Annotated in this window: 17 protein-coding genes; 7 read left to right on the top strand and 10 right to left on the bottom strand. The window is 69.3% G+C overall.

Annotated features, from left to right (window positions below; genetic code table 11):
- Nucleotides 1–98 precede the first annotated feature (98 nt).
- Complete coding sequence (locus BJ992_RS32020; RefSeq protein ID WP_221474635.1) at nt 99–929, bottom strand: NlpC/P60 family protein; 831 nt, start codon at nt 927–929, stop codon at nt 99–101.
- A 578-nt stretch (nt 930–1,507) separates the two neighbouring features.
- Between BJ992_RS32020 and BJ992_RS01470 the strand changes: the two genes are divergently transcribed.
- The gene (locus tag BJ992_RS01470; RefSeq protein ID WP_184978167.1) at nt 1,508–2,989 is read left to right on the top strand and encodes an arabinofuranosidase catalytic domain-containing protein; all 1,482 of its coding nucleotides are present in this window, start codon (nt 1,508–1,510) and stop codon (nt 2,987–2,989) included.
- Between the two features lie 112 nt (nt 2,990–3,101).
- On the opposite strand, the gene BJ992_RS01465 is transcribed toward BJ992_RS01470, so the two are convergent.
- A complete protein-coding gene (locus BJ992_RS01465; protein WP_184978166.1) occupies nt 3,102–3,713 on the bottom strand; it encodes a TetR/AcrR family transcriptional regulator in 612 nt (203 codons plus the stop codon).
- Nucleotides 3,714–3,924: 211 nt separating this feature from the next.
- Here BJ992_RS01465 and groL point away from each other — a divergent pair, with 211 nt between their 5' ends.
- Nucleotides 3,925–5,550: a chaperonin GroEL gene (gene groL, locus BJ992_RS01460; protein ID WP_184978165.1), complete on the top strand. Its 1,626-nt coding sequence runs from the start codon at nt 3,925–3,927 to the stop codon at nt 5,548–5,550.
- Here groL and BJ992_RS01455 read toward each other — a convergent pair.
- Nucleotides 5,547–6,278 carry a response regulator transcription factor gene (locus BJ992_RS01455; protein ID WP_343072445.1) on the bottom strand — a complete coding sequence of 244 codons (732 nt, stop codon included), beginning with the start codon at nt 6,276–6,278 and terminating at the stop codon, nt 5,547–5,549. The genes groL and BJ992_RS01455 overlap by 4 nt on opposite strands.
- Complete coding sequence (locus BJ992_RS34100) at nt 6,271–8,295, bottom strand: histidine kinase (protein WP_184978164.1); 2,025 nt, start codon at nt 8,293–8,295, stop codon at nt 6,271–6,273. The genes BJ992_RS01455 and BJ992_RS34100 overlap by 8 nt, the downstream gene beginning before the upstream one ends.
- A gap of 156 nt (nt 8,296–8,451) precedes the next feature.
- Between BJ992_RS34100 and BJ992_RS01445 the strand changes: the two genes are divergently transcribed.
- Complete coding sequence (locus tag BJ992_RS01445; protein WP_184978163.1) at nt 8,452–9,111, top strand: hypothetical protein; 660 nt, start codon at nt 8,452–8,454, stop codon at nt 9,109–9,111.
- A 62-nt stretch (nt 9,112–9,173) separates the two neighbouring features.
- Here the strand turns inward: BJ992_RS01445 and BJ992_RS01440 are convergent, their stop codons facing one another.
- The 6 genes from BJ992_RS01440 to BJ992_RS01415 all read right to left on the bottom strand — a co-directional run bounded on the left by BJ992_RS01440 (nt 9,174) and on the right by BJ992_RS01415 (nt 19,135).
- Nucleotides 9,174–9,788: a hypothetical protein gene (locus BJ992_RS01440; protein ID WP_184978162.1), complete on the bottom strand. Its 615-nt coding sequence runs from the start codon at nt 9,786–9,788 to the stop codon at nt 9,174–9,176.
- Nucleotides 9,785–10,462: a hypothetical protein gene (locus BJ992_RS01435; RefSeq protein ID WP_184978161.1), complete on the bottom strand. Its 678-nt coding sequence runs from the start codon at nt 10,460–10,462 to the stop codon at nt 9,785–9,787. The genes BJ992_RS01440 and BJ992_RS01435 overlap by 4 nt, the downstream gene beginning before the upstream one ends.
- Nucleotides 10,463–10,541: 79 nt before the next feature.
- Entirely contained in the window at nt 10,542–11,582 is a 1,041-nt protein-coding gene (locus BJ992_RS01430; protein ID WP_184978160.1) for a WxL protein peptidoglycan domain-containing protein, read from the bottom strand.
- A 101-nt stretch (nt 11,583–11,683) separates the two neighbouring features.
- Nucleotides 11,684–12,325 (bottom strand): hypothetical protein, encoded by a 642-nt coding sequence (locus BJ992_RS01425; protein WP_184978159.1) that lies wholly within the window; start codon nt 12,323–12,325, stop codon nt 11,684–11,686.
- Nucleotides 12,326–12,439: 114 nt separating this feature from the next.
- A complete protein-coding gene (locus BJ992_RS01420; protein ID WP_184978158.1) occupies nt 12,440–17,683 on the bottom strand; it encodes a ThuA domain-containing protein in 5,244 nt (1,747 codons plus the stop codon).
- A gap of 183 nt (nt 17,684–17,866) precedes the next feature.
- Nucleotides 17,867–19,135 carry an ROK family protein gene (locus BJ992_RS01415; protein WP_184978157.1) on the bottom strand — a complete coding sequence of 423 codons (1,269 nt, stop codon included), beginning with the start codon at nt 19,133–19,135 and terminating at the stop codon, nt 17,867–17,869.
- A 440-nt stretch (nt 19,136–19,575) separates the two neighbouring features.
- Between BJ992_RS01415 and BJ992_RS01410 the strand changes: the two genes are divergently transcribed.
- The 4 genes from BJ992_RS01410 to BJ992_RS01395 all read left to right on the top strand — a co-directional run bounded on the left by BJ992_RS01410 (nt 19,576) and on the right by BJ992_RS01395 (nt 25,777).
- Entirely contained in the window at nt 19,576–20,658 is a 1,083-nt protein-coding gene (locus BJ992_RS01410; protein WP_343072444.1) for an ROK family protein, read from the top strand.
- A gap of 175 nt (nt 20,659–20,833) precedes the next feature.
- On the top strand, nt 20,834–21,892 hold the full coding sequence (locus tag BJ992_RS01405; RefSeq protein WP_184978155.1) for an ABC transporter substrate-binding protein: 1,059 nt from the start codon (nt 20,834–20,836) through the stop codon (nt 21,890–21,892).
- A 397-nt stretch (nt 21,893–22,289) separates the two neighbouring features.
- Nucleotides 22,290–23,654 (top strand): pectate lyase family protein, encoded by a 1,365-nt coding sequence (locus BJ992_RS01400; protein ID WP_184978154.1) that lies wholly within the window; start codon nt 22,290–22,292, stop codon nt 23,652–23,654.
- A gap of 869 nt (nt 23,655–24,523) precedes the next feature.
- Nucleotides 24,524–25,777 (top strand): zinc metalloprotease, encoded by a 1,254-nt coding sequence (locus BJ992_RS01395; RefSeq protein WP_184978153.1) that lies wholly within the window; start codon nt 24,524–24,526, stop codon nt 25,775–25,777.
- Nucleotides 25,778–25,789 lie beyond the last annotated feature (12 nt).

Raw genomic sequence — 25,789 nt, 5'->3', positions numbered from 1 at the left:
GGCTCCGGGCGGAGACGGGTGGTCCCCGGTGCGGCGGCCCCGCCGTGCAGTCGCCGGAGGGCACGGCGTGCGGTCCACCGTCCGGGTGCTCGGCGGGTTCAGCAGTTCGGGATGTCCCGGCCCGCGTTGTCCTTGGCCTCGTCGTTGCCCCACTTGGCGAGGTAGTACGCCGAGACGTAGGCGCCGCGGCCGTTCTTGCCGGGGTCGGTGCGGTCGAGGTCGGTGCGCAGCCACCAGTGGTTGACGTCACCGCCGTGCCGGACCTCGGCACCCCAGGTCCGGCAGTACACGTAGTTGGTGCCCTTGTCGAGCGTGCCCTGCGGGTCGCCGGTGTTCGGCTCGCGGTAGCCGGTCGCGGCGGCGAACGTGTCGACCCAGTACTTCCCGCCGGGCCCCGGGGCCCCACCGCCGCCGAGCACCTTGGGACGGTAGGCGTGGAACTGGCTGCCGCCGCTCAGCCCGTAGCCGAGGACGCGGTGGTCGGTCCCGTAGCCGCCGCGCTGCTCGTAGGCCCAGTAGGACGTGTGGCCCGCGTCGGCCCACTGCTCGAAGATGACGACGTGGCGGGAGTCGCTGTCACCGATGGGGTCGATGACGAGGTCGCCGGGCAGCAGCGCGGACATGGCGATGGGACTGCTGACCGACGCCGAGGCGAGCGTCACGGTGTTCGGCCCCGGCGCCTTGAGTCCGAGCGCCATCGAGGCGTAGCCGGAGCAGTCGGTGCGGTAGCCGTTGTGGTACTTGTTCTGGCTGTACGGCACGCGCTGAGGTGTGCCGGGATTCCAGGTCTTCGCGCGGTCGATGACCTGCTGCCGGGTCACGTCCACCGCGGTGACGTGCGCGGGGGCCGCGGCCGCCTCGGCGAACGCGGCGGTCGCGCCGAGCGGCACCGGGGACGTCGCGGCGGCACCGAGAATCGCGAGATTCATGAAAAACTGCTTAGTGGACATATCACCCCTTGTGATTACGCTCTTTCGACCTGGTGAATGCTATAGCCATGTCCAGCGATTCCTCTCGCGCCGGCCATGCGAATTCCGGCGGCCGGTGCAGGAATCACCAACCCGGTAAGCGATGTGCACAGCCAGGGTGCACGAAATCCCAACGCCGATTTCCGAATTACCCGGCGTTCCATGAGTTGTGACCGTTAAGCCTTTTCTTCGCGCGAAATGTGGCGAGGACGGTGATCTCATGACGCCGTGCCGACAGCGTGTCGACATCGCGCCGGCCGTTCACCGTCCGCGTCCGGCGCCACGCGCCGTACCGTCGCGCGCACCGGGCCGCGCCGTCCCCCGAGGGCCGTCACACGATGAAAGTTGCGCACAGTCCCGATCATGTCCATGTGAGCGTTCCCAGCGAGAGCGGCCAGTCCGCGTGCGGGGAGCACCGCGACACAGGCAGGGGTGTTGACGGTCGCCATCGCGTCGTATTCGCTCCCGGCACGACCGATGCGCATCACGATTGTGAGCGCTAACAGAGGAATGTCCCCGTACCCGCACGTGGAGTCACCATGAAACCTCGCTCACGGCCCCGGCTCGCCGCCGGGGTGACCGCCGCGCTCACCACGGTGCTCGTCGCGGTACTCGCCGTCACAGGCGCGCTGACCGCTCCCGCCGGCGCGGCCGCCGGATGCCGCGTGGACTACACCGTGTCCAGCCAGTGGCCCGGCGGGTTCGGCGCGAACGTGTCCGTCACCAACCTGGGTGACGCGATCACCGGCTGGCGGCTGACGTGGTCGTTCACCGGCGGACAGACGATCACCCAGATCTGGAACGCCACCCACACGCAGTCCGGCGCGCAGGTCACCGCGACCAACGTGTCCTACAACGGGTCGCTGGCCACCGGCGCGAGCACGTCCTTCGGCTTCAACGGCAGCACGTCCGGCGCGAACCCCACGCCGACGAACTTCGCGCTGAACGGCACGAACTGCACCGGCGTGCCGACCGGCTCCCCCAGCACGTCCCCGTCACCTTCGGTGTCACCGTCCCCGTCGCCGTCACAGACGCCGTCCCCGTCCCCGTCGCAGACACCGCAGGCCGCCGACCGGCCGTGTGACATCTACGCCGCGGGTGGCACACCGTGCGTCGCGGCCCACAGCCTCGTACGCGCGCTCTACCGTTCGTACAACGGCAACCTGTACCAGGTGCGGCGATCCTCCGACAACACGACCAGGAACATCGGCGTGCTCAGCGCCGGCGGCGCGGCCAACGCCGCGTCCCAGGACTCGTTCTGCTCCGGCACCTCGTGTGTCGTCACCGTCATCTACGACCAGTCGGGTCGCGGCAACAACCTCGGCTACCAGGGATCCGGCGGGGTCGGCGGCGCCGCCAGCCCCGCGAACGCGACCACCGAGTCGCTGACGGTGCTCGGCAGCAAGGCGTACTCCCTCTACATCAACCAGGGCAACAGCTACTGGCGTGACGGCCACACGACCGGTGTCCCCACCGGCAGCGCACCCGAGGGCATGTACATGGTGACCAGCGGCACGCACTACAACAGCGGCTGCTGCTTCGACTACGGCAACAGCGAGACGACGCGGCGGGCCGACGGCGCGGGGGCCATGGACGCGATCTACTTCGGGTCGAGCTGCTGGTTCGGCGGGTGCTCGGGGTCCGGGCCCTGGGTCCAGGCCGACCTCGAGTACGGCCTCTACCCCGGCGGCAGCTCCTCCTGGAACCCGAACCAGCGGACGTTCCCCAACAAGTTCGTCACCGCGATGCTCAAGAACAACGGCACCTCACGGTTCGCCATCAAGGGTGGCAACGCGCAGTCCGGCGGCATGACCACCCTGTGGGACGGCGCGCTCCCCCGCGGCTACAGCCCCATGAGGAAGCAAGGCGCCATCATCCTCGGCAGCGGTGGCGACTGCTGCATCGACAACCGCAACCTGAGCGTCGGCACCTTCTACGAAGGCGCGATGGTCGCGGGCTACCCGTCCGACGCGACGGACAACGCGGTCCAGGCCGCCGTCGTCGCCGCCGGTTACCGCTGAGTCGAACGACCGCACCAGGCGGCACGGAGAAGCGGCCTCTGGACCACCCGGCGATGCCGGGAAACACGGACCAGGGGCCGCATTCCACTGATATCCGGCACTTTTCTCACCCTTACTGCTCTGTGTCATCCGGTTTCTCCGGAGAAAGCACATGAGAAAGCGCCGTACGCAGAATGTCGGCGAAGGATTCCGCGGTACCCGGACTGAGCCAGTGCCGGCCCGCGACACGGATGGCACCCGCGACGGCGGCGGCGGTGACGGCGGGGAAGAGGTCGCGCGCCGGGTCGGTGCCGGTGCGGGCCGCGATGGCCTCGGTGAGCGGGGGCTCGGCCATGGTGAACGCCTTCAGCGCCTCACCTTCGAGCTCGGGGGTCTGCATGATCATGCGGAGGCCGGCCCTGTCGGGTTCCGGGCCGGTGTAGAGCTCGATCACCGCCGCGACGACCGCCTGGTCGAACGGCTCGGTGGCCGGCCTCGCACGCAGCGCCTCGCCGAGGCGGCGCGCCTGGTCGGCCTGGAGCGCGCAGATCGCCTCCTCTCTGCTGGAGAAGTAGTTGTTGTAGGTGCGGGGGGAGACACCCGCGGCTTCGGCGATGTCGGCGACGCGCACGAGGGCCAGCCCGTGGGGGCCCTGCTCGATGGCCAGGCGCAGCGCGGCGTTGCCGATCGCCTCACGGGTCGCACGCCGGTTGCGCGTGCGCAGGTCCATCGCGTCGTCGTTCATGAGCCGACTCTATCCGATAGTGCGCGCCACGCAATATATGCGTGGCGCGCAACTTAGGGGTACAGTCGTGACGACGCCTGGCACTCGCCCCCGGAGAGTGCCAACCACATGGTGTGGCCGGGACGGCGAGGTCGCCGGCGGTGCCGCCGGCGTGCCGTCCGTCGCGGGCGCCGTCCCGGAGCACACCTGATCGACGGACAAGGGAGTGGCGATGGCTTCGAAGATGATCGCGTTCAATGAGGACGCCAGGCGCGGTCTTGAGCGTGGCATGAATCAGCTCGCTGACGCCGTGAAGGTGACTTTGGGTCCCAAGGGCCGCAACGTCGTGCTGGAGAAGAAGTGGGGTGCTCCCACGATCACCAACGACGGTGTGTCGATCGCCAAGGAGATCGAGCTGGAGGATCCTTGGGAGAAGATCGGCGCGGAGCTGGTCAAGGAGGTCGCCAAGAAGACCGATGACGTGGCCGGTGACGGCACCACGACGGCGACGGTGCTGGCGCAGGCGCTGGTTCGTGAGGGTCTGCGCAATGTCGCGGCCGGTGCGAACCCGATGGCGTTGAAGAAGGGGATCGAGGCGGCGGTCGAGCGGGTCAGCGAGGAGCTGTCCAAGATCGCCAAGGATGTCGAGACCAAGGAGCAGATCGCGTCGACGGCGTCGATCTCGGCCGGTGACACGCAGATCGGCGAGATGATCGCCGAGGCGATGGACAAGGTCGGCAAGGAAGGCGTCATCACCGTCGAGGAGAGCAACGCCTTCGGCCTGGAGCTCGAGCTCACCGAGGGCATGCGCTTCGACAAGGGCTACATCTCCGGCTACTTCGTCACCGACTCCGAGCGCATGGAGGCCGTCCTCGACGACCCGTACGTGCTGCTCGTCAACGGCAAGGTCTCCGCCAACAGGGACGTCGTGCCGCTGCTCGACAAGGTCGTGCAGTCCGGCAGGCCGCTTCTGGTCATCGCGGAGGACGTCGAAGGGGAGGCGCTCGCGACCCTGATCGTCAACCGCATGAAGGGGGTCTTCCGCTCTGTCGCCGTGAAGGCCCCGGGTTTCGGTGACCGCCGCAAGGCCATGCTGGCGGACATCGCGACCCTGACCGGTGGTCAGGTGATCAGCGAGGATGTGGGTCTGAAGCTGGAGACCGCGTCGCTCGATCTGCTGGGCCGGGCTCGTCAGGTCATCGTGACCAAGGACGAGACGACCATCGTCGACGGCGCCGGCGACCCCGAGCAGATCGCCGGCCGGGTGAACCAGATCCGCGCCGAGATCGAGAACACCGATTCCGACTACGACCGTGAGAAGCTGCAGGAGCGGCTGGCCAAGCTGGCCGGCGGCGTCGCGGTGATCAAGGCCGGTGCGGCGACCGAGGTCGAGCTCAAAGAGCGCAAGCACCGCATCGAGGACGCCGTGCGCAACGCCAAGGCCGCCGTCGAGGAGGGCATCGTCCCCGGTGGCGGTGTCGCGCTGATCCAGGCCGGCGCCAAGGCGTTCGACAAGCTGGAGCTGTTCAACGACGAGGCCACCGGCGCCGCCATCGTGCGCAAGGCCCTGGAGGAACCGCTCAAGCAGATCGCCGTCAACGCCGGCCTCGAAGGCGGCGTGGTCGTCGAGCGCGTCCGCAACCTGGAGCAGGGTGTCGGCCTCAACGCCGCCACCGGCGACTACGTCAACATGCTGGAGTCCGGCATCATCGACCCCGCCAAGGTCACCCGCTCGGCCCTGCAGAACGCCGCCTCCATCGCGGCCCTGTTCCTCACCACCGAGGCCGTCATCGCCGAGAAGCCCGAGAAGACCCCCGCCGCCCCCGCCATGCCCGGCGGCGGCGACATGGACTTCTAGGTCCCCTGTGCCCCCGCGCGTGACCCGGTCGTCGGTGACCCCGTGTCGCGCGCGGGGGTGGTGCCGCCGAGGCCGGCCTCGCGGGCCTGCACGATGGCTTCCGCGCGGCCCGCCACGTGCAGCTTGGCGAAGATCGTGGAGACGTTGTTGCGCACCGTCTTCGGCGAGAGGAACAGTGCCGAGGCGATCTGGGTGTTGGAACGGCCAGCCGCGATCAGGGAGAGGATCTCCAGCTCACGCGGCGTGAGCTGGGGGAAGACCTGGCCGTGCGGCGGGGCCGCGGTCGCGCCTGCGGCGAAGAAGTCGGCGACGCGGCGCGCGATCGCCGGGCCGAAGATCGCCTCGCCGTGCGCGACGGCGACGATCGCGCGGACGATCTCGGCCTGGTTGGCGCCTTTGAGCAGGTAGCCGCGCGCGCCGGCGCGCATCGCGGCGAACAGCGTGGCGTCCTCCTCGGACATGGTGAGCACGAGCACACCGACGCCGGGGCTGTCGGCGACGATCCGGCGGGTGGCCTCGATGCCGTCGAGGCCCGGCATGCGCACGTCCATCACGACCACGTCGGGCCGCAGCTCGGCGGTGCGCGCGACGGCCTCGCCGCCGTCGGCCGCCGTACCCGCCACCTCAAGGCCCGGCAGTGAGCCGAGCAGCATCGCGAGGCCGTCGCGGTAGACCGGGTGGTCGTCGGCGAGCAGCACCCGGATCACCTCGCCGGCCGCCTCAGACACCGGCCGCCTCCAGCGGCAGCCGCGCCGAGACGAGGGTGCCGCCGCCTGGCGGACAGCTCACCTGGCAGTCGCCGCCGAGCTCGGCGGCGCGTTCGCGTATGGACAGCATGCCGACCCCCGCGGCCACGTCGGGACCGATGCCGGCGCCGTCGTCGCGCACCGTCACCTCCAGTCTTCCGTCCCGCACGCCGAGCGCGATGTCGCACCGGGCCGCGCCTGCGTGCTTGACGACGTTGGCGAGCGCCTCCGACACGATGCGGTACGCCGCCACCTCGACCGCCGCGGGCAGCGCGTCAAGGGTATCGTCACCGCCGACGCGCACGTCGAGGCCGGCCGCGCGGAAGCGGTCCGCCTGCTGCTCGATGGCGCGCCGCACGCCGAGCTCGTCGAGCGCCGGCGGACGCAGGTCGTGCACGAGCCTGCGCACGTCGGACAGCACACCGCCGATCTCCGACACCGCCTGGTCGAGGATGCGGCCCGCCTGCTCGGGTGCGCCGCCTGAGATGTTGCGCGCCGCCTCGATGCGCAGCGCCACCGCGCCGAGGCTCGGGCCGAGCCCGTCGTGCAGGTCACGCCGGATCCTGCGGCGTTCCTCCTCGCGTGCGCGCACCAGCTCGGCGCGGATGCGTGCGAGGCTCGTGCTCAGCTCGACGGCCCTGGCCGCCGCGGCGGCCTGCCGCACGAGATCGCCGAGCAGCCGCTGGTCGCGTTCGGTCAGGTCGGCTCCGTAGAGGGTCAGCCGGCCGACGGCCTCACCCCGGTAGGCGACCGGCAGCGTCACCACCGGCCCCCGCGGCGTGCCGTGCTCCACCACAGAACGCGCGCCTTCCGGCCGTTCGATCTCCACGCGGACGTACGACAGCTTGAACGCCTCGGCGAGCGTCGTGGCGACCGCGACGAGCTGCTCGTCGGGGTCGGTGGCGAGTTCCAGCCGCGCCGCCAGCGTGGAGACGGCGGCGTACGGGTCGTCGCGTGAGCCGCGCACCAGCCGCCACACGGTGCGGCTGAGCCACGTGCGCAGCGGCGCGTACACCACCGCGACGAGCGCGAGCGCGGCGAGCGCGGAGTCGCGTTCCCCGAGAACGCTGCCGGCGAGCGCGAACACCGCGACGTCCACCAGCACCACCATGGCCGCGAGCACGCCGTAGGCGACGGTCGCCGACAACAGGCGGTCGATGTCGTACAGCCGGTACTTGGTGACGGCGACCACCACGGCGGCCGAGGTGAGCGCGACGGCCACCCCGAGGAGGACGAAGGTCACCTGCGGCGCCACCCGGAACGGCAGCAGGATCAGCAGATCGACGAACGCGGCCCACATCAGCCACTTGATCTGCGCGCGCCGTTCGGTGTCCGCCGCGCGGTAGCGGTGCACCGCCACGGCGAACGGCACCACCAGGCTCACCACCACGGCTCCGTACGCCACACGCAACGCGGGTTCCCACACCGCGTACGGCAGCGGGACGGAGAACGGGTCGAGGCTCAGGCGCGCGATCTCCGGCGGCAGCGGCTGCGCGTGGAAACGCTCCATCACCGCGACCGGCGCCACGATCAGCAGCATCCACATCAGGCCGGTGAGCGCCAGGCTGACCACCGACAACCGGCGCCAGAACGGCCGCGCGGGGAGCCTGCCGTCGGGGAAGAGCAGGATGAGCAGCGGCAGGCCGAGCATCAGCGACGCGCCGAACCGCGAGTAGAACCAGTAGCCGGCCGACGTCCCCGGCAGGCCGGGTGACACGTACACCCCGTACGTGGCCCAGCTCACCGCGAGCCCGTCCAGCAACCACAGCAGCCCGAAGACGGTCAGCACCCACGCCACGGGGTGACGCGGCAGCGCGCGCAGCAGCAGGACGCCTGGCACGAACTGCGCCAGCCCGTACACCGCCGACGGCCATCCGGCCTCGAGGCCCGCGGCGACGGGGATCGGCACGCCGGCCGCACGCAGGTCGAGCGCCACGGTCGCGACCGTGATCGCCGCACCCGCGGTCGCGAGCCACCACGTCAGGCCGTTTTTCCGCACGTCACGTATTACATCCGATTCATGTCCCGATGTCCCGGGACCGGTGTCCCGGCGATTCCAGGGACGCCGGCCTCTGCCTGCCTGGGATCTTCCGGCACCAGCATCGGCATCACGAGAACGGCGCCACGGACGGCGCCGGAACGGACAGGAGAGATCATGGACGCGCACGTCACCACCACCCCGGCCACGGCCAGGACCGACCTTCCGAGGCAGGAGCCCGCGCACGGCTCGCGGTCGCTCACGCCTCGGCGGGTACGCCGGCTCGGCCTCACCCTCACGGCCGGCACGCTCCTGTGGGCCGCGTCCATCTTCGCGTTCGGCACCCTCAGCGGCGGGATCGAGGGACGGATCGGCGACCTGACCGGGCTCGCGTTCCAGATCGGCGTGCTGTCCCTGCTCACCGTGCAGATCCGCACCCAGGCGACCGGCACGTCACGGGCCGCGCGGGTCATGCTCAAGGTCGAGCTGGTGCTCCTCGTCCTCGCGAGCATCTGGTCGTTCCTGCACGGCGTGCTTCCCGAGCCGGCGCAGAACAGCCTGCCGATCATGATCCTGGACGTCTTCTGGCCGCTGTCCATGCTCGGCATGATGGTCATCGGCATCAAGCTGGCGTTCGCCGGCCGCTGGCGCGGCCTGCTGCGCTGGTGGCCGCTGATCGCCGAGACCTGGGCCTTGGTCACGATCCCGGCGTCCATCGTCCTCGGTGAGGACGGCGCCACCTGGGTCGGCGGCGGCCACCTCGTCATCGGCTACGCCACCCTCGGCGTCCTGCTGGCGCTGCGTCCGCACCTGGTGCTCCAGCAGGACAACTCCTGAGCTCCCCGGCGGGACGCCACACGTCCCACCGGCCGAGCGGCCGCAGGCGGCGACCCGGACCTCTAGGCCGGGCCGTCCCTGCGGCCGAGGCGCATCCAGGTGACGACGCCGACGGCGAGCGCGAGGGTGGCGACACCGATGATCAGCAACGTGCCGAGCGGGCCACCGTCCTCCGCCGCGCCGGACGCGGCCGCGTCCTTCTGGCCGGAGGCGTTCGCGCCGTCCTTGCCGGGGGTCGCGGCGTCACCCTGCGCGGGGCCCGCCGAGCCGTCCTGCGGGGAGGTGGCCGCCGCCGCGACCACGGCGGGGTCCTTCGCGATCGCGGTGAACGTCTTGCGGGCCTTGGCCGGCTTGCTCACCTTCACCGTGACCTTCCACTCACCGGTCGGCAGGGCCTCGGCGGCGTGGTAGAGGTTCTGGCCCTCAGGGGACGAGCGCAGTTCGACCGGACCGTAGGACCGGCCGTCCTTGGACTTCGCGGTCAGCGTGCCGGCGACGATCTCGGTGACGGGACGGTCGTCCTTCTTCCAGGTCACCAGCACGTTGACGTTGTCGGCGCCGTCCCCCGTCACCTCCAGCTCGATCGCTCCACCGGACGCGGAGGCCGCGGGTGCGCCGAGGAGAAGCGTGAGCCCGGCGAGCAGCGCGGTCACGGCGTATCTGAGTGTCTTGCTCACGAGTGGTGGACCCCCTCGGGTTCGGCGTCCGGGGTGAGCGCCCCGTCACCGTCTGACTGCAGGAATATGTGCTGGTGGCCGTACCCGGCGTCGACGTTGAGCGCGTCGAGCGCCGTGGCGCCGACCGACCAGGTGAAGACGGCGTCGGTGCGCTGGCGTACGGCCAGTTCCAGCGTGCGTGCCGCGTCGTCCCCGCTGAGCTTCTGGAACTCGGCGTACGTGTCGACGGTGGTGGCGAGCTGCCGTACCGCCGAGGTGAGACTGGCCCGCGCCACATTGGTCGCGGTCATGCCGGACGGCGGGTCGGCGAAGCCGTCGACGGCCGCGGTGGCCGCCTTCCGCCAGTTCTCGACATCGGCCGCGGTCACCGCGGCGGGACCCGCGGTCGCCTCGGCCGGCATGGCCTTGGCCAGTCCCTCCAGCACAGGGGCCAGCCGGTCCCGCGTGGCCCTGGCCAGTTCGGTGAGCTCCTTGATCTGCGTCTTGTCGCGAGCCGCGTCCTCGGCCCTGATCTGGTCCACCGGGCTCGGCCTGGTCGCGGCGAGGACCACTCCACCCGCGAGGATCGCGCCGACCGCGAACGCGGCGAGGAGCTTCCAGACCACGGACGGGCCTTTCGCCGGCGAGTACCGGACCTGCCGGGGGTTCCTGGCAAGTGTCGCCTTCTTGGTCATGCCGGCGTGCCACCTCCTCGGGATGCTTGACGGGATGTGCCGATCGGGGAACGGATGTCGCACCGCACGCGTGCCTCCCTCACACCCGCTGACGTCCTAGAGCTCCGCCGCCTCTGCTGTGCAGGGCGATCAGCTTCTCCAGGTGCCTGCGGCGCCGCGCACGGTTCCACCGCAGGACGAGGAAGGCGAGGACGAGCAGGACGACGAACAGCAATTGCGGCAACGGGATGGCCCAGACCGTGACGCCGGACGACACCCGGTCGGCGGTGATGCCGGGGAGCGGCCGGCCGGCGGGTGAGGGGATGGTCATGAGCTTCGCGGAGACCGGCCCGAGCGGCCAGACACCGTTGACCCGCGCGGTGAACTCACGGCTCGCACCCGGCATGATCTCCCGGGCCTTGGCCTCCGAGGTGTCCGTCCAGTCGCCGTCCCCGCCGAGCGCCGACGTCCGGACCCTGGCGTCGGGGGCGAGCCGGAGATTGCCGAGGTTGGCGACGGTGTAGGTCACGTCCACCGACCCGGCGGCGAAGGGGTTCCACGACCAGGTGTACGCGGCGCTGATGCCGGTCACGTCGAGCTTGGCCACGTAGTCGCCGGACACGCGGATGTTCAGCCGGACACCGACCCGGTTGTGCACCCGTACCTGGCCGGAGATCGTGTCGACCGAAGCGGTGACCCCGGCGGGGTGGTCCCCCGGCGTGGCGTTCTGCGGGATCGTGACCTTGACCGGCACGACGGTCGTGGCCCCCGCGGCGACGGTCACCGTCTCCGGGACCGCGACCCACGCGCCGCCGTCGACGGGGGTGGCCTCGGCGGGCCGCATGTCGAAGTAGCCCTTGGCCGTCAGGTAGCCGTCGTTGGCGTCGATCGCGAAGGCGACCGGTTTGACGGAACGGTTGGTGACCGCGACGTGCTCGGTCACCGCCTGCCCCGGCGCGAGTTCGATGTCGATGTCGCCGCGACCGTCGGGGCCGTTGGCGTTGGCCGGTACGACCGACCAGGTGGTGTCGATTCTGGCGGTGGCCTGTGCCGGGCCGGCGATTGCCACCACGGCGACCAAGGCGATGGCGCCGGCGGCGTGAAGCACGGCCACGGCGTACCGCGAACTGCTCTTGGCCACAGAGGTGTCTCCTGTCTCATTGTGGACATCCGGGACGAGGGTCAGGGTGGCATACGTCCCGGATGTCCACCAGAGTGCCGAGGTGGCGTTTTACCTGCGGCTCAGTTCTGGTTGAAGAGGGAAAGCGTCAGGGTCGAGTGGTACTCGCCGGCGGCGACGTCGGCCTGGGTGCGCAGCGCGAGGTCGGCCTTCACCTGCCAGGTGCCGATCTCGTCCGCGGAGTTCGCGGCCGACACGAGCAGTTCCTGCCCCTGCAGACCCACGTTCGGCGCACCGGTGCCGTCGGAGATGACGCTGGACACCGGCTCACCGGCCGCCACCGCGCCGGTCTGCGAACCGGTCAGCAGCTGCGGCTTCCAGCCGAGGTACTCCGGGCCGATGGTCTTGGACGCGTCGCCGGTCGCGACGAACTGGCTGGCCTGACCGACGACGGCCCAGTACTCGCCGGCGGGGATCTGGTCGGGGCTGCGGGTGTCGCTCACCGTGACCGTCGGCAGCGCGCCGGTGAACTGACGCGCGGTGGCGGTGGACCCGTTCTCCGACAGGGTGACGCCGGTGTTGTCCGCCACGGTCATGGTCAGCTCGCCTGGCTGGACGATCGGCGCGATGTTCACCGACACGTCGACGCCGTCGTCGGGCCCGTCGGCCGCGGCCGCGGTGCCGGACAGACCGGACAGGCCGAGCAGCGTGAAGCCGAGCACCGACGCGGCAAGCAACTGAGTGGTTCTTCTCTTGGTTCTCATCTTGATGGCTCCATATGCCATTTATGGGGGTCGGGGCCGGCCGGTCGTGCGACCGGCCGGCCCCGGTTCAACTGTCGATGTGGCCCGGCGTGCGCCGGATCACGGGGGTCGCGGTCAGCGGCAGCTGATCGCGGAGTAGGCGACTTCGTACGGCGTGGTGACCTGCTTGCCACCGATCGTCGCGGTACCGGTCACGGTCACCGTGCCGGCGCCGAGCTGTCCGAGTCGCGTGTTGAAGGACTGGTACGCCTGCTTGCCGGTCGTCACGTCGGTCACGGTCTTGTTCCCGTACGGGGTGGTGAGCGTGATCGAAGCGGTCTCGGCACCGTCGTTCACGGCGGTCACGGCGAGGTACGCGGTGGTACCCACGCAGCGAGCCGACGCGGTGACGGTCAGGTTGACCTTCGGGGTGGCCGGGGTGGTGATGGTCAGGTTGAGGACCTTCGCCTCCTCGACGTTGCCCGCCTTGTCGACCGAGCGGTAGGAGAAGGTGTGGTCACCGTCGCCGGTGATGTCGACCGGTGCCGTGTAGGCCGTCCAGTTCCCACTGTCCAGCTTGTACTCGGTGCGGTCCACCCCACTGCCGTTCGCCTCGTCGGCCGCGGTCAGCGTGACCTTGACCGGCCCGGTGAACGGACCGGTCGCCGGGTCGGTGACCGCGGTGGTCACCGGCGCCGTCTTGTCCGCCGCGGGCTTGACGAGGTGGAAGAAGTCGAACTTGGCGGTCTTGGACGCCGTCTGGTTGCCGCCGAAGGCGAACAACCCGATCTTGGCGCCACTGGCGACCGCTGCGTTCGTCACCGGAGTGTTCGCGGCGACCTCGGTCCAGGCGGTGCCGTCCGCGGAGTAGTAGCCGCGGAACGAGCTGCCGGTCTTGACCAGGCGCAGGAACCACACACCGGAGGTGAGGTTGCCGGCCTGAGGCTGCGGGTCCTGAACGGTCCCGCCGACCTCGCTGCGCAGCTCGATCCGCCGCGCCACCGTGGAGCCCGCGGTGTTGTCGGTGATGTAGTCGAGCTTCACGTAGTTGTCGTCGTCGCCGTAGACCATGAGGCCGGCCTGCTGGTACTGCTCGTTCAGCGCCGAACCGTCGACCTTCGTCTCCAGCGTCCAGTCGCCGGCAGGCGCCTTCTGCAGGATGAAGTTCTTCGCTCCGGTGTTGTCGGTCCCGTAGACGTCACCCTTCTCGGTGTCGATCTGCAGCGCACCGTCGGTCACCCGTGACGTCGTGGCGTCGCGACGCACCGACTCGGTCCAGCGGCAGGTGTCCAGGGACGTGCCGTTGAACTCGTCGTCAGGCGCGGGGCCCGTCGCCTTGTCGTCGGGGGTGATGCTGAACCAGTCGAACGCCGCGTCCACGACGGGACGGGTGTTGCCGGTGCTGGCCAGTGAGAGCAGGCCGATCCTCGGGTTGGTGATCCCGGCGAGGGCCTTGGTCTGCGGCATGGCGGTGAAGGTGACACCGTCGGACGAGTAGTGCGCGGTGATGTTGGTGCCGTCGGTGATGAAGCGGACGTACACCGTGTCGGGGTAGGCGTCACCGAGCTGTGCGGTGTTGCTCGCCGTCACCTCGTTGGTGGCGCCGTTCTCCTCACGGATGAACTGGAAGACGCGGTTGGCGTGGTTGTTCGTCCCACGCGCCCCGAACACCATCTTGGCGTAGTTGTTGTCGTCGCCGTAGATGATCAGACCGGCCTGCTGGTACGCGTCGCGCGCGTTCAGCGTGACCTTGGTCGTGGCCGTCCAGGCACCGGCAGGCGCCGGCTGGAGGACGATGTTCGGCGTCAGCGTGCCGGTACCCGTGCCGTAGATGTCACTCTGCGACGTCGGGATGATCAGCTTGCCGTCCACGACCCGCAGGTCCTGGTTCTCCCGGACGACCGACCAGCGGTCCCGGTCGAGGGTCGTCCCGAGGAAGTCGTCGGAACGGCCGCTGAAGCACTGCGTGGTCGGAGCGTCGACCTTGACCGAGACCTGCGCCGTGCCGGCCGCACCCTTGGAGTCGGTCACCGTGACGGTCGCGGTGTAGGTACCCGGCGCCTCGTAGGTGTAGCTGGCGTCGGCGGTCGTGGGCTGCGGCGCGCCGTTCACGCCGAAGTTCCACTTGTAGGTCAGCGGCGTGTCACCCTCGGGGTCGGTCGCCGTGGACTTGAAGTCGACCTTCAGCGGCGAGACACCGGCCACCGGGGTGGCCGTCGCGGTCACCGTCGGACGCTGGTTCTCGGTGACACCCTTGCCGATGAAGTCCATCCAGTTGACGTTCAGCAGGTAGGCGTCGTTCGCCGCACTCGCCGGCTTGCGCACGACGAAGTACAGCGGAGCGGTCGTGGTCGGCGGAGCCGTCAGGTTGACGTTGAAGTCACTGAAGGTCTGCCAGCCACCGGTGGCCGCGATGTCGACGGAACCGAGCAGGGTGCCGGTCTCGGGGTTGCCGGACCGGATCTGCACGGTGCCGCCGCTGCCGCCGGACGCCGCACGCAGACGGATCGCGGTGATGCCCGTCAGGTTCGCCGGGGTGAAGCCCCACCAGTCGCCGTCCTGGACGAACGCGACGGCCTTGGTGCCGCCCTGCGGGTCGGTGGTGTCCTCGGCCGCGACACCAGGGGTGTCGGTGCCGACGCCACCGGTCACACGGCCGGTCTCGGTGAAGTGCTCGGCCTGCTTGCGCTTGGGCTGCAGGATGACCTGACCCCGGCCGGTGAGCGACTTGGCCGCGCCTGCGCCCTTGTCGGCGTAGGTCGCCTCAAGGATGTAGAACAGGTTGTCGTCGGTGCCGTGGCCGCTGTCGGTGAGCGTCTGGAAGACACCCTCACAGCCCTGCTTCTCGTCGAGCGGGTGGCCGTGGCTGTCGTGACCGAGGAACGCCTGCACCTTGACGTTGGCGCAGTCGATGGTGCCGTCCTCGGGGTCGGTGACGGCGACCTTGTACTTCACCTGGTCACCGAACTGGAAGAACCCTCCGTCCGGCGGCGGGGACAGCGAGACGGTCGGCCGGGTGTTGCCGGCGACGATCGGCACGCTGGCGGTGGCGCTGACGCCGTCCGGGTTCGTGATCTTCAGGACGGCGCTGTAGTTGCCGGCCGTGCTGTAGGTGTACGACGGGTTCGGGCTGGTCGAGTCGACCGTGCCGTTGTCGTCGAAGTCCCAGGCGAAGGTGAGCGGCTTGCCGTCCGGGTCCACCGAGCCCGCGCTGGAGAACTGGACGGTCAGCGGCACGGGTCCGTCGGTCTTGTCCGCCGAGGCGCGCGCGACCGGCGGCCGGGTGCCCTTGACGTAGTCGATCCGGTAGATGCCGGAGTCGGCGTTGTCGCCACCGAAGCCGGAACCCCACTCGATGAGGTACAGCGCGCCGTCCGGACCGAACTTGAGGTCCATGGGCCGCTTGAAGCTCATCGTCTTGAGAACCTGGTTGATCTTGACGAGCGAGGTGACGTTCTCGTTGAGCTGGAACGAGAACATCTTGTTGGTGTTCCACTCACCGAAGATCGCCTTGCCGTCCCAGTACGCCGGCCACTTGGTGGTCGACGGGTTGTCGGCGTCGAAGCGGTAGACGGGGCCGGCCATCGGCGCGCCGCCGTTGAGCTCGGGGAAGTTCGCCGTGTCGGTGTTGTAGTGGTACCAGACCGTCGCCGGGGTCATCGCCGGCGGGTTGGTGAGACCCGTGTTGTTCGGCGAGTCGTTGACCGGAGCGGCGCAGTTGAACGCCGAACCAGAGGTACCCGTGGCGAAGTTGTAGTCGATGTACGGCCGGTTGTTGGCGACACAGTAGGGCCAGCCGTAGTTACCCGGCTTGTCCATCAGGTTCCACTCGACGCTGTTCTCCGGACCGCGCGTGGCGCTGGCGGAGTTGGCGTCGGGTCCGTAGTCGGCGACCAGCGGGTAGCCGGTCTTCGGGTCAAGACCCATGCGGAACGGGTTACGCATACCCATCGCGTAGATCTCGGGCTTGGTCTTCGCCGTGCCCGGAGCGAACAGGTTGCCGGCCGGCACGGTGTAGGTGCCGTTGGCCTCCGGGTGGATGCGGAGCACCTTGCCGCTCAGGTCGTTGGTGTTGCCTGCGGTGCGCTGAGCGTCCCAGGACGAACGACCCGACTGCTCGTCGATCGGCGCGTAGCCGTTGGAGGCGAACGGGTTGGTGTTGTCACCGGTGGCGAGCCACAGGTTTCCGGTCTTGTGGTCCATGGCCATGCCGCCGCCGTGGTGGCAGCACTCGGCACGCTGGACCGGCACGTCGAGGATCGTCTTCTCGCTCGTCAGGTCGAGGGTGTCACCGTTGACGGTGAACCTGCTCAGCCGGTCGACGTTCACACCGGTCGGCGAGTAGTAGAGGTAGATCCACTTGGTGGTGTCGAAGTCCTTGTCCAGCGCCATGCCGAGCAGGCCGCTCTCGTTGGCGGTGAAGACGTTGAGACGACCGGCGGTCACGGTGCTGCCGTTCGTCTTCACGATCTTGACGTCACCGAGACGGTCGATGTAGAAGACCCGGCCGTCCTTGGCGATGTCCAGCATCATCGGGTTCGACGTGTTGTCGTCGAGGGTGACCTTCTCGTAGCTCTGGCTCTGCGAGGCCGAGCAGTCGGCCTTCACGGCGCCGGCGGCGGTCTGGATGCCGCCGAGGAGCATGCTCAGGAACTGCGGCTCGGCGAAGCTCGACTTGCTGTGGCCGAGGCCGGTGTACCACGAGCGGCCGCCGTCGAAGTCCTGGCACCACACCGTCGGGTGGTCGATGCCCATGGTGGCGCCGGTGTAGGACTTCTCGTCCATCGAGGCCAGCACGTGCACGGTGCCGCGGGGGTTGGACCGGTAGTCGTACCACTCGTCGGTACGGACCCAGGACGTCGGCAGACCCTTCGTCGAGGGGTGCGCCGGGTCCTCGACCTTGATCGTGGCCTGCTGGATCGCCGGGTGCGACTTGAAGTACGCGCCGACGAGCTGGCCGTACCAGGCCCAGTCGTAGCCGCTGTCGGACGCGGCGTGGACGCCGGCGTAGCCGCCACCGGCACGGATGTAGCGCTGGAAGGCGTCCTTCTGAGCCTGCGTGCTCACCGGGTCGCCGGTCGTCGACATGAAGATGACGGCCTGGTACTGCGCCAGGTTCTCGTCGGTGAACGCCGCGCTGTCCTCGGTCGTGTCGACCGCGAAGTTGTTCTCCTGGCCGAGCTTCTGCACGGCCGCGATCCCCTCAGGGATCGAGTCGTGCCGGAAGCCGGTGGTCTTGGAGAACACAAGGACCTTGAACGCCGGGTCCGCGGCGGCCGCGGCGCTCGCGGCACTTGCCGGGATCGCAGCGAACGCAAGGAACGGCAGGACGATGGCGAGGGCCATCGTGGCCGCCGTCCCTCGCCTGGAACGGTGCATTCTGACCATGGTGGACGCACTGCGCCACCGGGCCCACGTTCGAGAACGTGGAGACATGAAAGCCTTCTTTCCTGACCAGGGGGGACTGTCAGGCAAGGCGCGCGCCGCCGCGCTTGTTGCCATCTGCTAGCGGTGGACGGGTGGGGTGCTGGAGGGTACCGTCTCCAGGTCTTCGGGGGCCCGTCAGGGAGCCGCGGGCCGGGGTAAGGGAGTCATGATCATGGACGGGTCGTCGATGAGACGGCTGATCACCATGCTCGCGGCGCCGCGGGATGCGGCGCCGAAGCCGAGATCAGAGGCGGCGAACCAGCACGGACCGGCCTGACGTGCCACGACCAGCCGTTCCAGTTCCGCCTGTGCGTGCGGCAGCAGCCACTCCGCCAGGGTGGCGAAGTAACCGCCGACGACGATCACTCGCGGGTTGAACAGGTTGGCAACGATCGAGCCGCCGAGCCCGAGCCATCGCCCCACCTGTGCCGCCGCGTCGTGCGTTCGCGGGTCACCCGCGGCGAGTCCCGCCGCGATCTGCGCCGCGCGCTCTTCGGGGTCGAGCACATGCGGGCCCGATCCCTCCGGCAGGGCCGCGCGCGTCAGCGCCTCCAGCCCCACCTTGGTCTCCCAGCAGCCGCGCCTGCCGCAGCCGCAGCGCTCGCCGGCGGGGTCCACCGGCAGGTGGCCGACCTCGCCGGAGAAGCCGTCGGCGCCGCGCAGCAGCCTGCCGTCGATGATGATGCCGCCGCCGACCCCGACCTCGCCGGTGAGGTAGACCATGTGCGGCGTACCCGCGGCGACGCCTGAGGTGTACTCGGCCAGGGCCGCGAGGTTGGCGTCGTTGTCCACCGTCACCGGCAGGCTCAGCGGGCCGAGGGCTTCGGTGAGCTGGTCGGCCAGCGGCAGGTCGTACCACTCGAGGTTCGGTGCGAGCGCGACGACGCCGCGTGCCACGTCGACCAGCGCGGGAACCGCCACGCCGATCCCGGCGGGGACGGCGCCGGCCTGCCGCATCGCCTTGATGGCCTCCCCGGCCACGATGCCGAGCCGGCGCAGGGAACGTTCCGGACCGCTGCCGACGGCGTCGAACCCGATGCTACGTTCCACAACGGCCCGGCCGCTGAGGTCACAGCCGTACACCGAGATGTGGCCGACGTTGATCTCCAGGCCGAGCGCGCCGACGTGCGCGCCGTGCAACGCCACCGCGCGACGTGGCCGGCCGACCGCGCCGACGTGCTCGATGCCGACCTCGCGCGCGAGCCGCCGGTCGAGGAGCTCGGCCACCAGATTGGAGACCGTCGCGCGGTGCAGGCCGGTCGAGTCCGCGATGTCGGCCCGGGAGCGGGACGCGTGGTCGCGCAGCTGGCGCAGCACGAGCGACAGGTTCGACTTGCGCATCGTGGTGTTGCTCGTCGGCGAGACGGCGCCGCCGATGGCGCGGGCCTGATGCTCCTGCGTCACGCGGTCACCGCCTCTCCCGTTTGTCTCTGTGATCAATTAATGAGGGTTGTAACACGCAGATGTCCGTTCTGCACCCATATATCAGGTAACGAGTTGACATCGGCGGACATCGTCCCAGGTCAGCGCGAAAATCCGCTCGCGTTACGCGAAAGTTACAGAGAAGCTCACCTGGGCTCTCTTGCCTGGTGCGGGTGATGTGTGTCATTAATTCGGCCAGCCATGCAAACCAATTAGGGAGGGTCGTGGAACGCCGGGAAGATCACGGCCACACCGGCGGGCCGGGATTCACCGGCAGGTCGAGGGGGATCCCCGCTGACCAGGCCACGATTCGCCGTTCGAATCTTTCGCTCGTTCTGCGGCATGTCAGCGAGCGCGGTCAGAGTTCCCGGTCCGCGGTCGCCCTCGCCACCGGACTGAACAAGACCACGATCACCAGCCTGGTGAATGAGTTACAAGCGCGCGGCCTGCTCAAGGAGATCGGGCCGAGGCACGCGGGTTCCGTCGGACGTCCGAGCCTTGTGCTCGCTCTCGACGGCTCCCGGACCGGCGCGCTCGGAATGGAAGTGAACGTTGACTACATCGCAGCCTTCGCCACCGACCTAGCGGGCCGCGTGCTCATCGACCGGAGGATCGGCTTCGACGCCATGGAGGCCGGCCCCGATCGATCGCTCGACAAACTCGCCACCGTCATCTCACGTGCGGTCGCCGACCTCGATCGGCTCGGGGTCGCGCTGTCCGGCGTCACCGTCGCCGTACCCGGCCTCATCGAGGCCTCCACCTGCACCGTCACGCTCGCCCCGAACCTCGGGTGGCGCGAGGTGCCGGTGGCGGACCGCCTGGTGGCCGCCGGTGTCCCCGCGGACGTGCCCATCACCATCGACAACGACGCCAATCTCGCCGCGCTGGCCGAGTGCAGCTCAGGTGTCGCGATGGGGGTGTCCGACCTGGTCTACCTGACCGGTGAGGTCGGCGTCGGCTGCGGGATCATCTCCGGCGGCCGGCCCTACCGCGGCGCCGACGGGTTCGCCGGTGAGGTCGGCCACGTCGTGGTCGACCCGGCGGGAGAGCTGTGCGGCTGCGGCAGGACCGGATGCTGGGAGACGAAGGTGGGACTGGCGGCGCTCGTGCGCATGGCGACGCCGGACCACGCCTACGGCACGGACCAGCGGTTCGTGCGCGACCCGGAGGAACGGCTCGCCGAGATAGAGCAGCGACGCGCCGAAGGCGACCTCAGGGTCGACGCGGCCGTCATCGAGGTGGGCAGGTGGCTCGGCCGCGGCGCCGCGCTGCTGGTCAACTTGTTCAACCCACGGATGATCGTGCTCGGCGGCTACTTCGCCAGGCTCGCCGACCGGCTCATCCCCGTAGCACAGAAGGAGTTGGAACGGTCAAGTGTCGCGATGGCGGCCGGACGCTGCCGCTTCGCCATCTCGGAATTCGGCTTCGGCGCGGCCTCCCGCGGCGCCGCGCACGTCGTGACCGAGCGGGTGCTGTCCAACCCCACCACCATCGCGATCCGCTAGTCCACTCCCGTCCCCACCCCCACAGACATCCCGTTCGCCCGGCCGGCCAGAGCCGTGGCGGCATCGTTCACGCCGACTTCGGTGCCGCCTCGGTCGTGCCGACTGGTCCGGCCGAGCGGACGGGATCCTTCTTCGCCACCCCGGCGCGCATCAGCGGTACCCAAGGAGACAAATCATGGAAAAGAACGTTGCCCGGCGCGGCTTCCTGATCAGCGGCGCCGTCGTCGGCGCCGGTGCGCTGGTGAGCGCCTGCACCAGCAATGAGCCGGCTGCGGCTCCGAGTTCGGCTGCTCCGCAGGCGACGACGGCGGGTACCGACAATGATCAGCCGGGTGAGAAGGTCGTCATCGGGTTCTCGGCTCCGGCGGCGGACCATGGGTGGATCGCGGCGATCGCCAAGAACGCCGAGGCTCAGGCCAAGCAGTACAGCGATGTGGAGTTCAAGCCGGTCGAGCCGACCAATGACATCAACCAGCAGATCTCGGCGGTGGAGTCGCTGATCCAGGCGAAGGTGAACGCGCTGGTGATTCTGCCGAACGATGGTGAGCAGTTGAACCAGGTGGCGCGGCGGGCCACGGACGCGGGGATCCCGGTGATCAATTTGGACCGGGTGTTCCCGGACAAGTTGTCGTACCGGACGTGGATCGGCGGGGACAACTACGGCATGGGGGTGGCGGCGGGTCATTTCATCGGTGACCGGCTGAAGCAGGCGGGGGTGTCGAATCCGGTGATCCTGGAGATCCAGGGGATCGCGACGCTGCCGTTGACGCAGGATCGCAGCAAGGGGTTCGCCGATGCGCTGAAGACCTACGGGTTCAGTGTGACCGCGCAGCAGGACGCGAAGTTCACGGTGGAGTCGGGGACGCAGGTGGCGAGCAATCTGCTGCAGGCGCACAAGAAGATCGATGCGATCTGGAACCACGACGACGACCAGGGCATCGGTGTGCTGGCGGCGATCAAGGAGGCCGGTCGGGATGAGTTCTTCATGGTCGGTGGTGCGGGGTCGGCGAACGCGATGCGGGACATCCAGGCCGACAGTGGTGTGCTGAAGGCGACGGTGACCTACAGCCCGACGATGGCGTCGTCGGCGATCAAGCTGGCTCGTCTGATCGCGCAGGGCAAGGGCATGAGCGACCTGGTGGAGCAGCAGGTTCCCCAGTCGATCACCCTGGCGTCGGAGACCATCACCAAGGACAACGCCGCCCAGTACCTGCCCCTGGGCTTCGAATCCTGACCCAGGAAGCGTGTCCCCACCGGCCGTGAGCGCTCACGCCGGTCGGACGAGGGGCCCGCGCGGCCGGTGTGCGAGGGATCGCACGGGCCGTGCGGGCCCCTTGTCATGCGCTGTCACGCGCTGTCACGCGCTGAAAGATTCACCGGCGGGGATCGCCGCGGTGAGGCCGGTCGCAGGGGTGCGGACCTGCCGGGACGCCGCGGCGGCACGAAGGGTGAGGCGCCGGCGCGAGGCGCGCGCCTGGCAGGACCTTTGACGGTCGTACCCGGCACGCCGATGCTCGTCTCAAAGTATCCCCGGACCGCCGGTCAGGTGCGGCTCACGGCTTCGGGGCCCACCGAATTGTTAGCGCTAACATCATCCGCATCCCAGGCGCGGACCCGGAGAAGGAGCAGGTATGTCCGCACGAAGAATCCTGGCGGTGCTCGGCGGCGCGACCGCCGCGCTCTGCCTGGTCACGGGATTCGTCACGGCCCAGGCGTCGGCCGCGGCCGGCTGCCGCGTCGCGTACTCCGTGGCCTCCGAGTGGGGCGGGGGGTTCGGGGCCAACGTCACCATCACCAACCTCGGTGATCCGCTGAGCTCATGGCAGCTCCGGTGGTCGTTCACCGCGGGGCAGACCGTCACGCAAGGCTGGAACGCGACCTTCTCGCAGAGCGGGAGCACGGTCACCGCCGCCAACGTCGATTACAACGGCAGCCTGGGGACCAACGCCTCCACGACGATCGGCTTCAACGGAAGCTGGACCGGTTCCAACCCCGTGCCGTCCTCCTTCACCCTGAACGGCGTGACCTGCACCGGCTCGGTCACCGGCCAGCCGTCGCCGAGCAGCACCCCGACGCCGACTCCGACACGCACCCCGACCCCGACGCCGACTCCGACGCCGAGCGGGCCGCCTCCCGGCAACCCCGGCGGGCTGGTCGGCTGGGCCACGCAAGGCGGCGGCACCACCGGCGGCGGCAACGCCTCGGCCACCACCGTCACCAGCTCCTCGGCCCTGACCACCGCCGCCGCCGGCACCAACGCCGCGGTGATCCGCGTGTCCGGCACCATCTCCTGCTCCGGCATGCTCCGGGTCGGCTCCAACAAGACCATCATCGGCAACTCCGGCGCCACCCTGGCCGGCTGCGGACTGAACGTCAGCAACGCCTCCAACGTCATCATCCGCAACCTGACCTTCCGCAACTGGGACGACGACGCGGTCAACGTGCAGTACTCCACCCGCGTGTGGATCGACCACAACAGCCTGTCCAACGGCTACGACGGCGCGATCGACATCAAGCGCGGCAGCGACTACGTCACCGTCTCCTGGAACCGTGTCTCCAGCCACGACAAGACCATGCTGCTCGGCCACGACGACGGCAACGGCGCCGAGGACCGCGGCCACCTGCGCGTCACCTACCACCACAACTGGTTCGACGGCACCAACCAGCGCCACCCCCGCGTCCGGTTCGGCAACCCCGTCCACGTCTACAACAACTACTACGGCGGAGTGCGCAGCTACGGCGTCGCCTCCACCGTCGGCGCCGGCGTGCTGGTCGAGTGCAACTACTTCGAGAACACCCCCGACCCCTACCACCTCGGCGAAGGCGACTCCGGCCCCGGCACCCTGGTCGCGCGCAACAACCACATGGTGAACTCCGGCGCCGGCCAGACCGGCGGCAGCGTGGCGAGCATCCCCTACGGCTACACCTGCGACACCCCGTCCCAGGTCAAGTCCATCGTCACCGGCGGCGCAGGCGCCGGCCGGATCAACATCTGACCCCGCAGCGTCACCGCTCCGGCCGTCCGGCGACCCCGCCGGACGGCCGGACCGCTTCGCGACCGGTGTCCCGTGCCGCGAATTCCGGCCGCCCGGCCTGTTTTGTGCTCACTATTCCCGCACCCGGGACAACGGGCCATGAAAACCTTTCCGCCAGGCTGTTCCCATGGCGTTGAAGTCAATCTGCCGCGAACGTCGAATTTCGGCCACGGCGTAATCGGAATTCGCCTGGCGCAAGAGGCGTGCGAGTGTACATCCCCCTGCGCCCCACGTCACCACTTCAGCGTGTCGAATCACGAAGTGCCAGTTCAGAACCGGTAGACGTCAGCGGCGGAGACGACAACCCGCATTTACCGCGATCTGACAGACTCCGTACAGCAATTTGGAAGATGTAGGGGTTCACCCCTACCGTGCAATCTGATCTCAGACGCCACACGGTGAGCCGGAAGGAGAAATCAGATGCATCGCTCCAATAAGCGTACGCGATTCCTTCCGCACCGTGTGCGACCCCGTGCCGGCGGAATTCCTCCCGGAGATTCCGGGTGACCCGCGAACGGCACTACTCCGCGTGACATTCCGGCGCCGCCGGAACGGTACGCGGATCCGTCGACTCACCGTCCGGTTCCGGCCGGTGTCAGCGCACGACCCGAGAAGGAGGTGTACAAGATGATCAAGAAGAAGACCCTGCCCGTGCGCCGGCTGGAGTCGGTCAAGGCCAGCTCCCCGGTTGACGTCTGCGTCGTCCAGCCGACCGCCTGACGGAACGTTCCACACAAGCAGGCGGGAGCCCATCCCCAGGGCTCCCGCCTCCGCACTCGTCGTCCCCCGGCATCGCTCACCCCCCGGCCCGCCTCCCGAAGGGCACAGCCATGAACCGTTACCCACCTGACGCGCCGGTCGAGGTGCGTCCCTACCAGTCGCGACGGGAAGGCGACACGGCCGTGATCGGGGACGACCTGCGCGGCGTGTACCTCTCCATCCCCATAGAAGGCCTGGACATCCTGGACTCGCTGGCGCGGGGCCGTACCGTCGGCGAGACCGTGCGCAGCTACGAGGACAAACACCAGGAGTCCCCCGACATCGAGCCGTTCCTCGACGCGCTGGCCGAGGAGGGATTCGTCAACCCGTCGCGCGCGGACGCCGTCGCGCCGCCGAAGAAGGAACGGCAGAAGTGGTGGAACCTGGACTGGGTGTCGCAGAAGGCCGCGAAGCGCCTGGTGAACACTCCGGTCATCCTGCTCGGCTTCGCCATCATCGCGACGGGGATCTGGCTGGCGTCCACCACCCCCGGCCTGATGCCGGACGCGACGGCGCTGCAGTTCAAGGACCACTACTGGATGTACATCGTGGTGCTGTCGATCGTGTCGATGGCCACGGTGTTCCTGCACGAGCTCGCGCACGTGCTCGCCGCGCGCAGCGTCGGGGTGAAGGCCCGCATCGAGATCGGCAACCAGCTGTACCTGATCGTCGGCCAGACCGACATGTCGGGGGTGTGGCTGCTGCCGAGGCGCAAGCGTCTGCTCGCCGTTGTCGCCGGCGTGCTGTTCGACCTGACGGCCATGTCCACGCTGCTCATCGTGCTGTGGCTGGACCACTCAGGCGTCGCGCCGCTGCCTGAACCGGTGCGCGTCGTGCTCAACGCGCTGGTGTTCAGCTACGTGATCCGCTTCATCGTGCAGTGCTACATGTTCGTGCGCACCGACCTGTACTACGCCGTCGCCATCGCGCTCAACACCCGCAGCCTGATGGCCGACACCGAGGCGTACCTGCTGAACCTGTGGCGCCGTGTCCGCCGGGCCCGCGTGCGGATCGACCAGTCCGCCGTGCGGCGCAAGGAGATGTGGGCCATCCGCCTGTACGCGGTGCTCTGGGTGGTGGGACGCCTCGCCGCGATCGCGTCGCTGGTCTTCATCACCATCCCGCTGATCATCTACTACGGCGGCCTGCTGGGAACGCTGCTGTTCACCGGCACGGGAGCCAACGGCTTCGGCCTGCTCGACATGCTGTCGATCTCGCTGCTCTTCACGCTGTACAACGGCGGCGGCGTCGTGATGTGGATCAACAGCCTGGTCAAGACCCGGCGCAGGCGCAAGGCGCACCCGGACCGCGTCCTCGTCACGTGACCCGCGCGTTCC

It is taken from the genome of Sphaerisporangium rubeum (genome assembly GCF_014207705.1).
Lineage (GTDB): Bacteria > Actinomycetota > Actinomycetes > Streptosporangiales > Streptosporangiaceae > Sphaerisporangium > Sphaerisporangium rubeum.
The sequence above is the reverse complement of the archived record's forward strand: the minus strand, read 5'-3'. Positions and strand labels throughout refer to the sequence as shown.

Coding starts and splice junctions, on each gene's coding strand:
- BJ992_RS32020 (WP_221474635.1), bottom strand. CDS start 929: ATGAATCTCGCGATTCTCGGTGCCGCCGCGACGTCCCCGGTGCCGCTC.
- BJ992_RS01470 (WP_184978167.1), top strand. CDS start 1,508: ATGAAACCTCGCTCACGGCCCCGGCTCGCCGCCGGGGTGACCGCCGCG.
- BJ992_RS01465 (WP_184978166.1), bottom strand. CDS start 3,713: ATGAACGACGACGCGATGGACCTGCGCACGCGCAACCGGCGTGCGACC.
- groL (WP_184978165.1), top strand. CDS start 3,925: ATGGCTTCGAAGATGATCGCGTTCAATGAGGACGCCAGGCGCGGTCTT.
- BJ992_RS01445 (WP_184978163.1), top strand. CDS start 8,452: ATGGACGCGCACGTCACCACCACCCCGGCCACGGCCAGGACCGACCTT.
- BJ992_RS01435 (WP_184978161.1), bottom strand. CDS start 10,462: ATGACCAAGAAGGCGACACTTGCCAGGAACCCCCGGCAGGTCCGGTAC.
- BJ992_RS01425 (WP_184978159.1), bottom strand. CDS start 12,325: ATGAGAACCAAGAGAAGAACCACTCAGTTGCTTGCCGCGTCGGTGCTC.
- BJ992_RS01420 (WP_184978158.1), bottom strand. CDS start 17,683: ATGCACCGTTCCAGGCGAGGGACGGCGGCCACGATGGCCCTCGCCATC.
- BJ992_RS01405 (WP_184978155.1), top strand. CDS start 20,834: ATGGAAAAGAACGTTGCCCGGCGCGGCTTCCTGATCAGCGGCGCCGTC.
- BJ992_RS01400 (WP_184978154.1), top strand. CDS start 22,290: ATGTCCGCACGAAGAATCCTGGCGGTGCTCGGCGGCGCGACCGCCGCG.
- BJ992_RS01395 (WP_184978153.1), top strand. CDS start 24,524: ATGAACCGTTACCCACCTGACGCGCCGGTCGAGGTGCGTCCCTACCAG.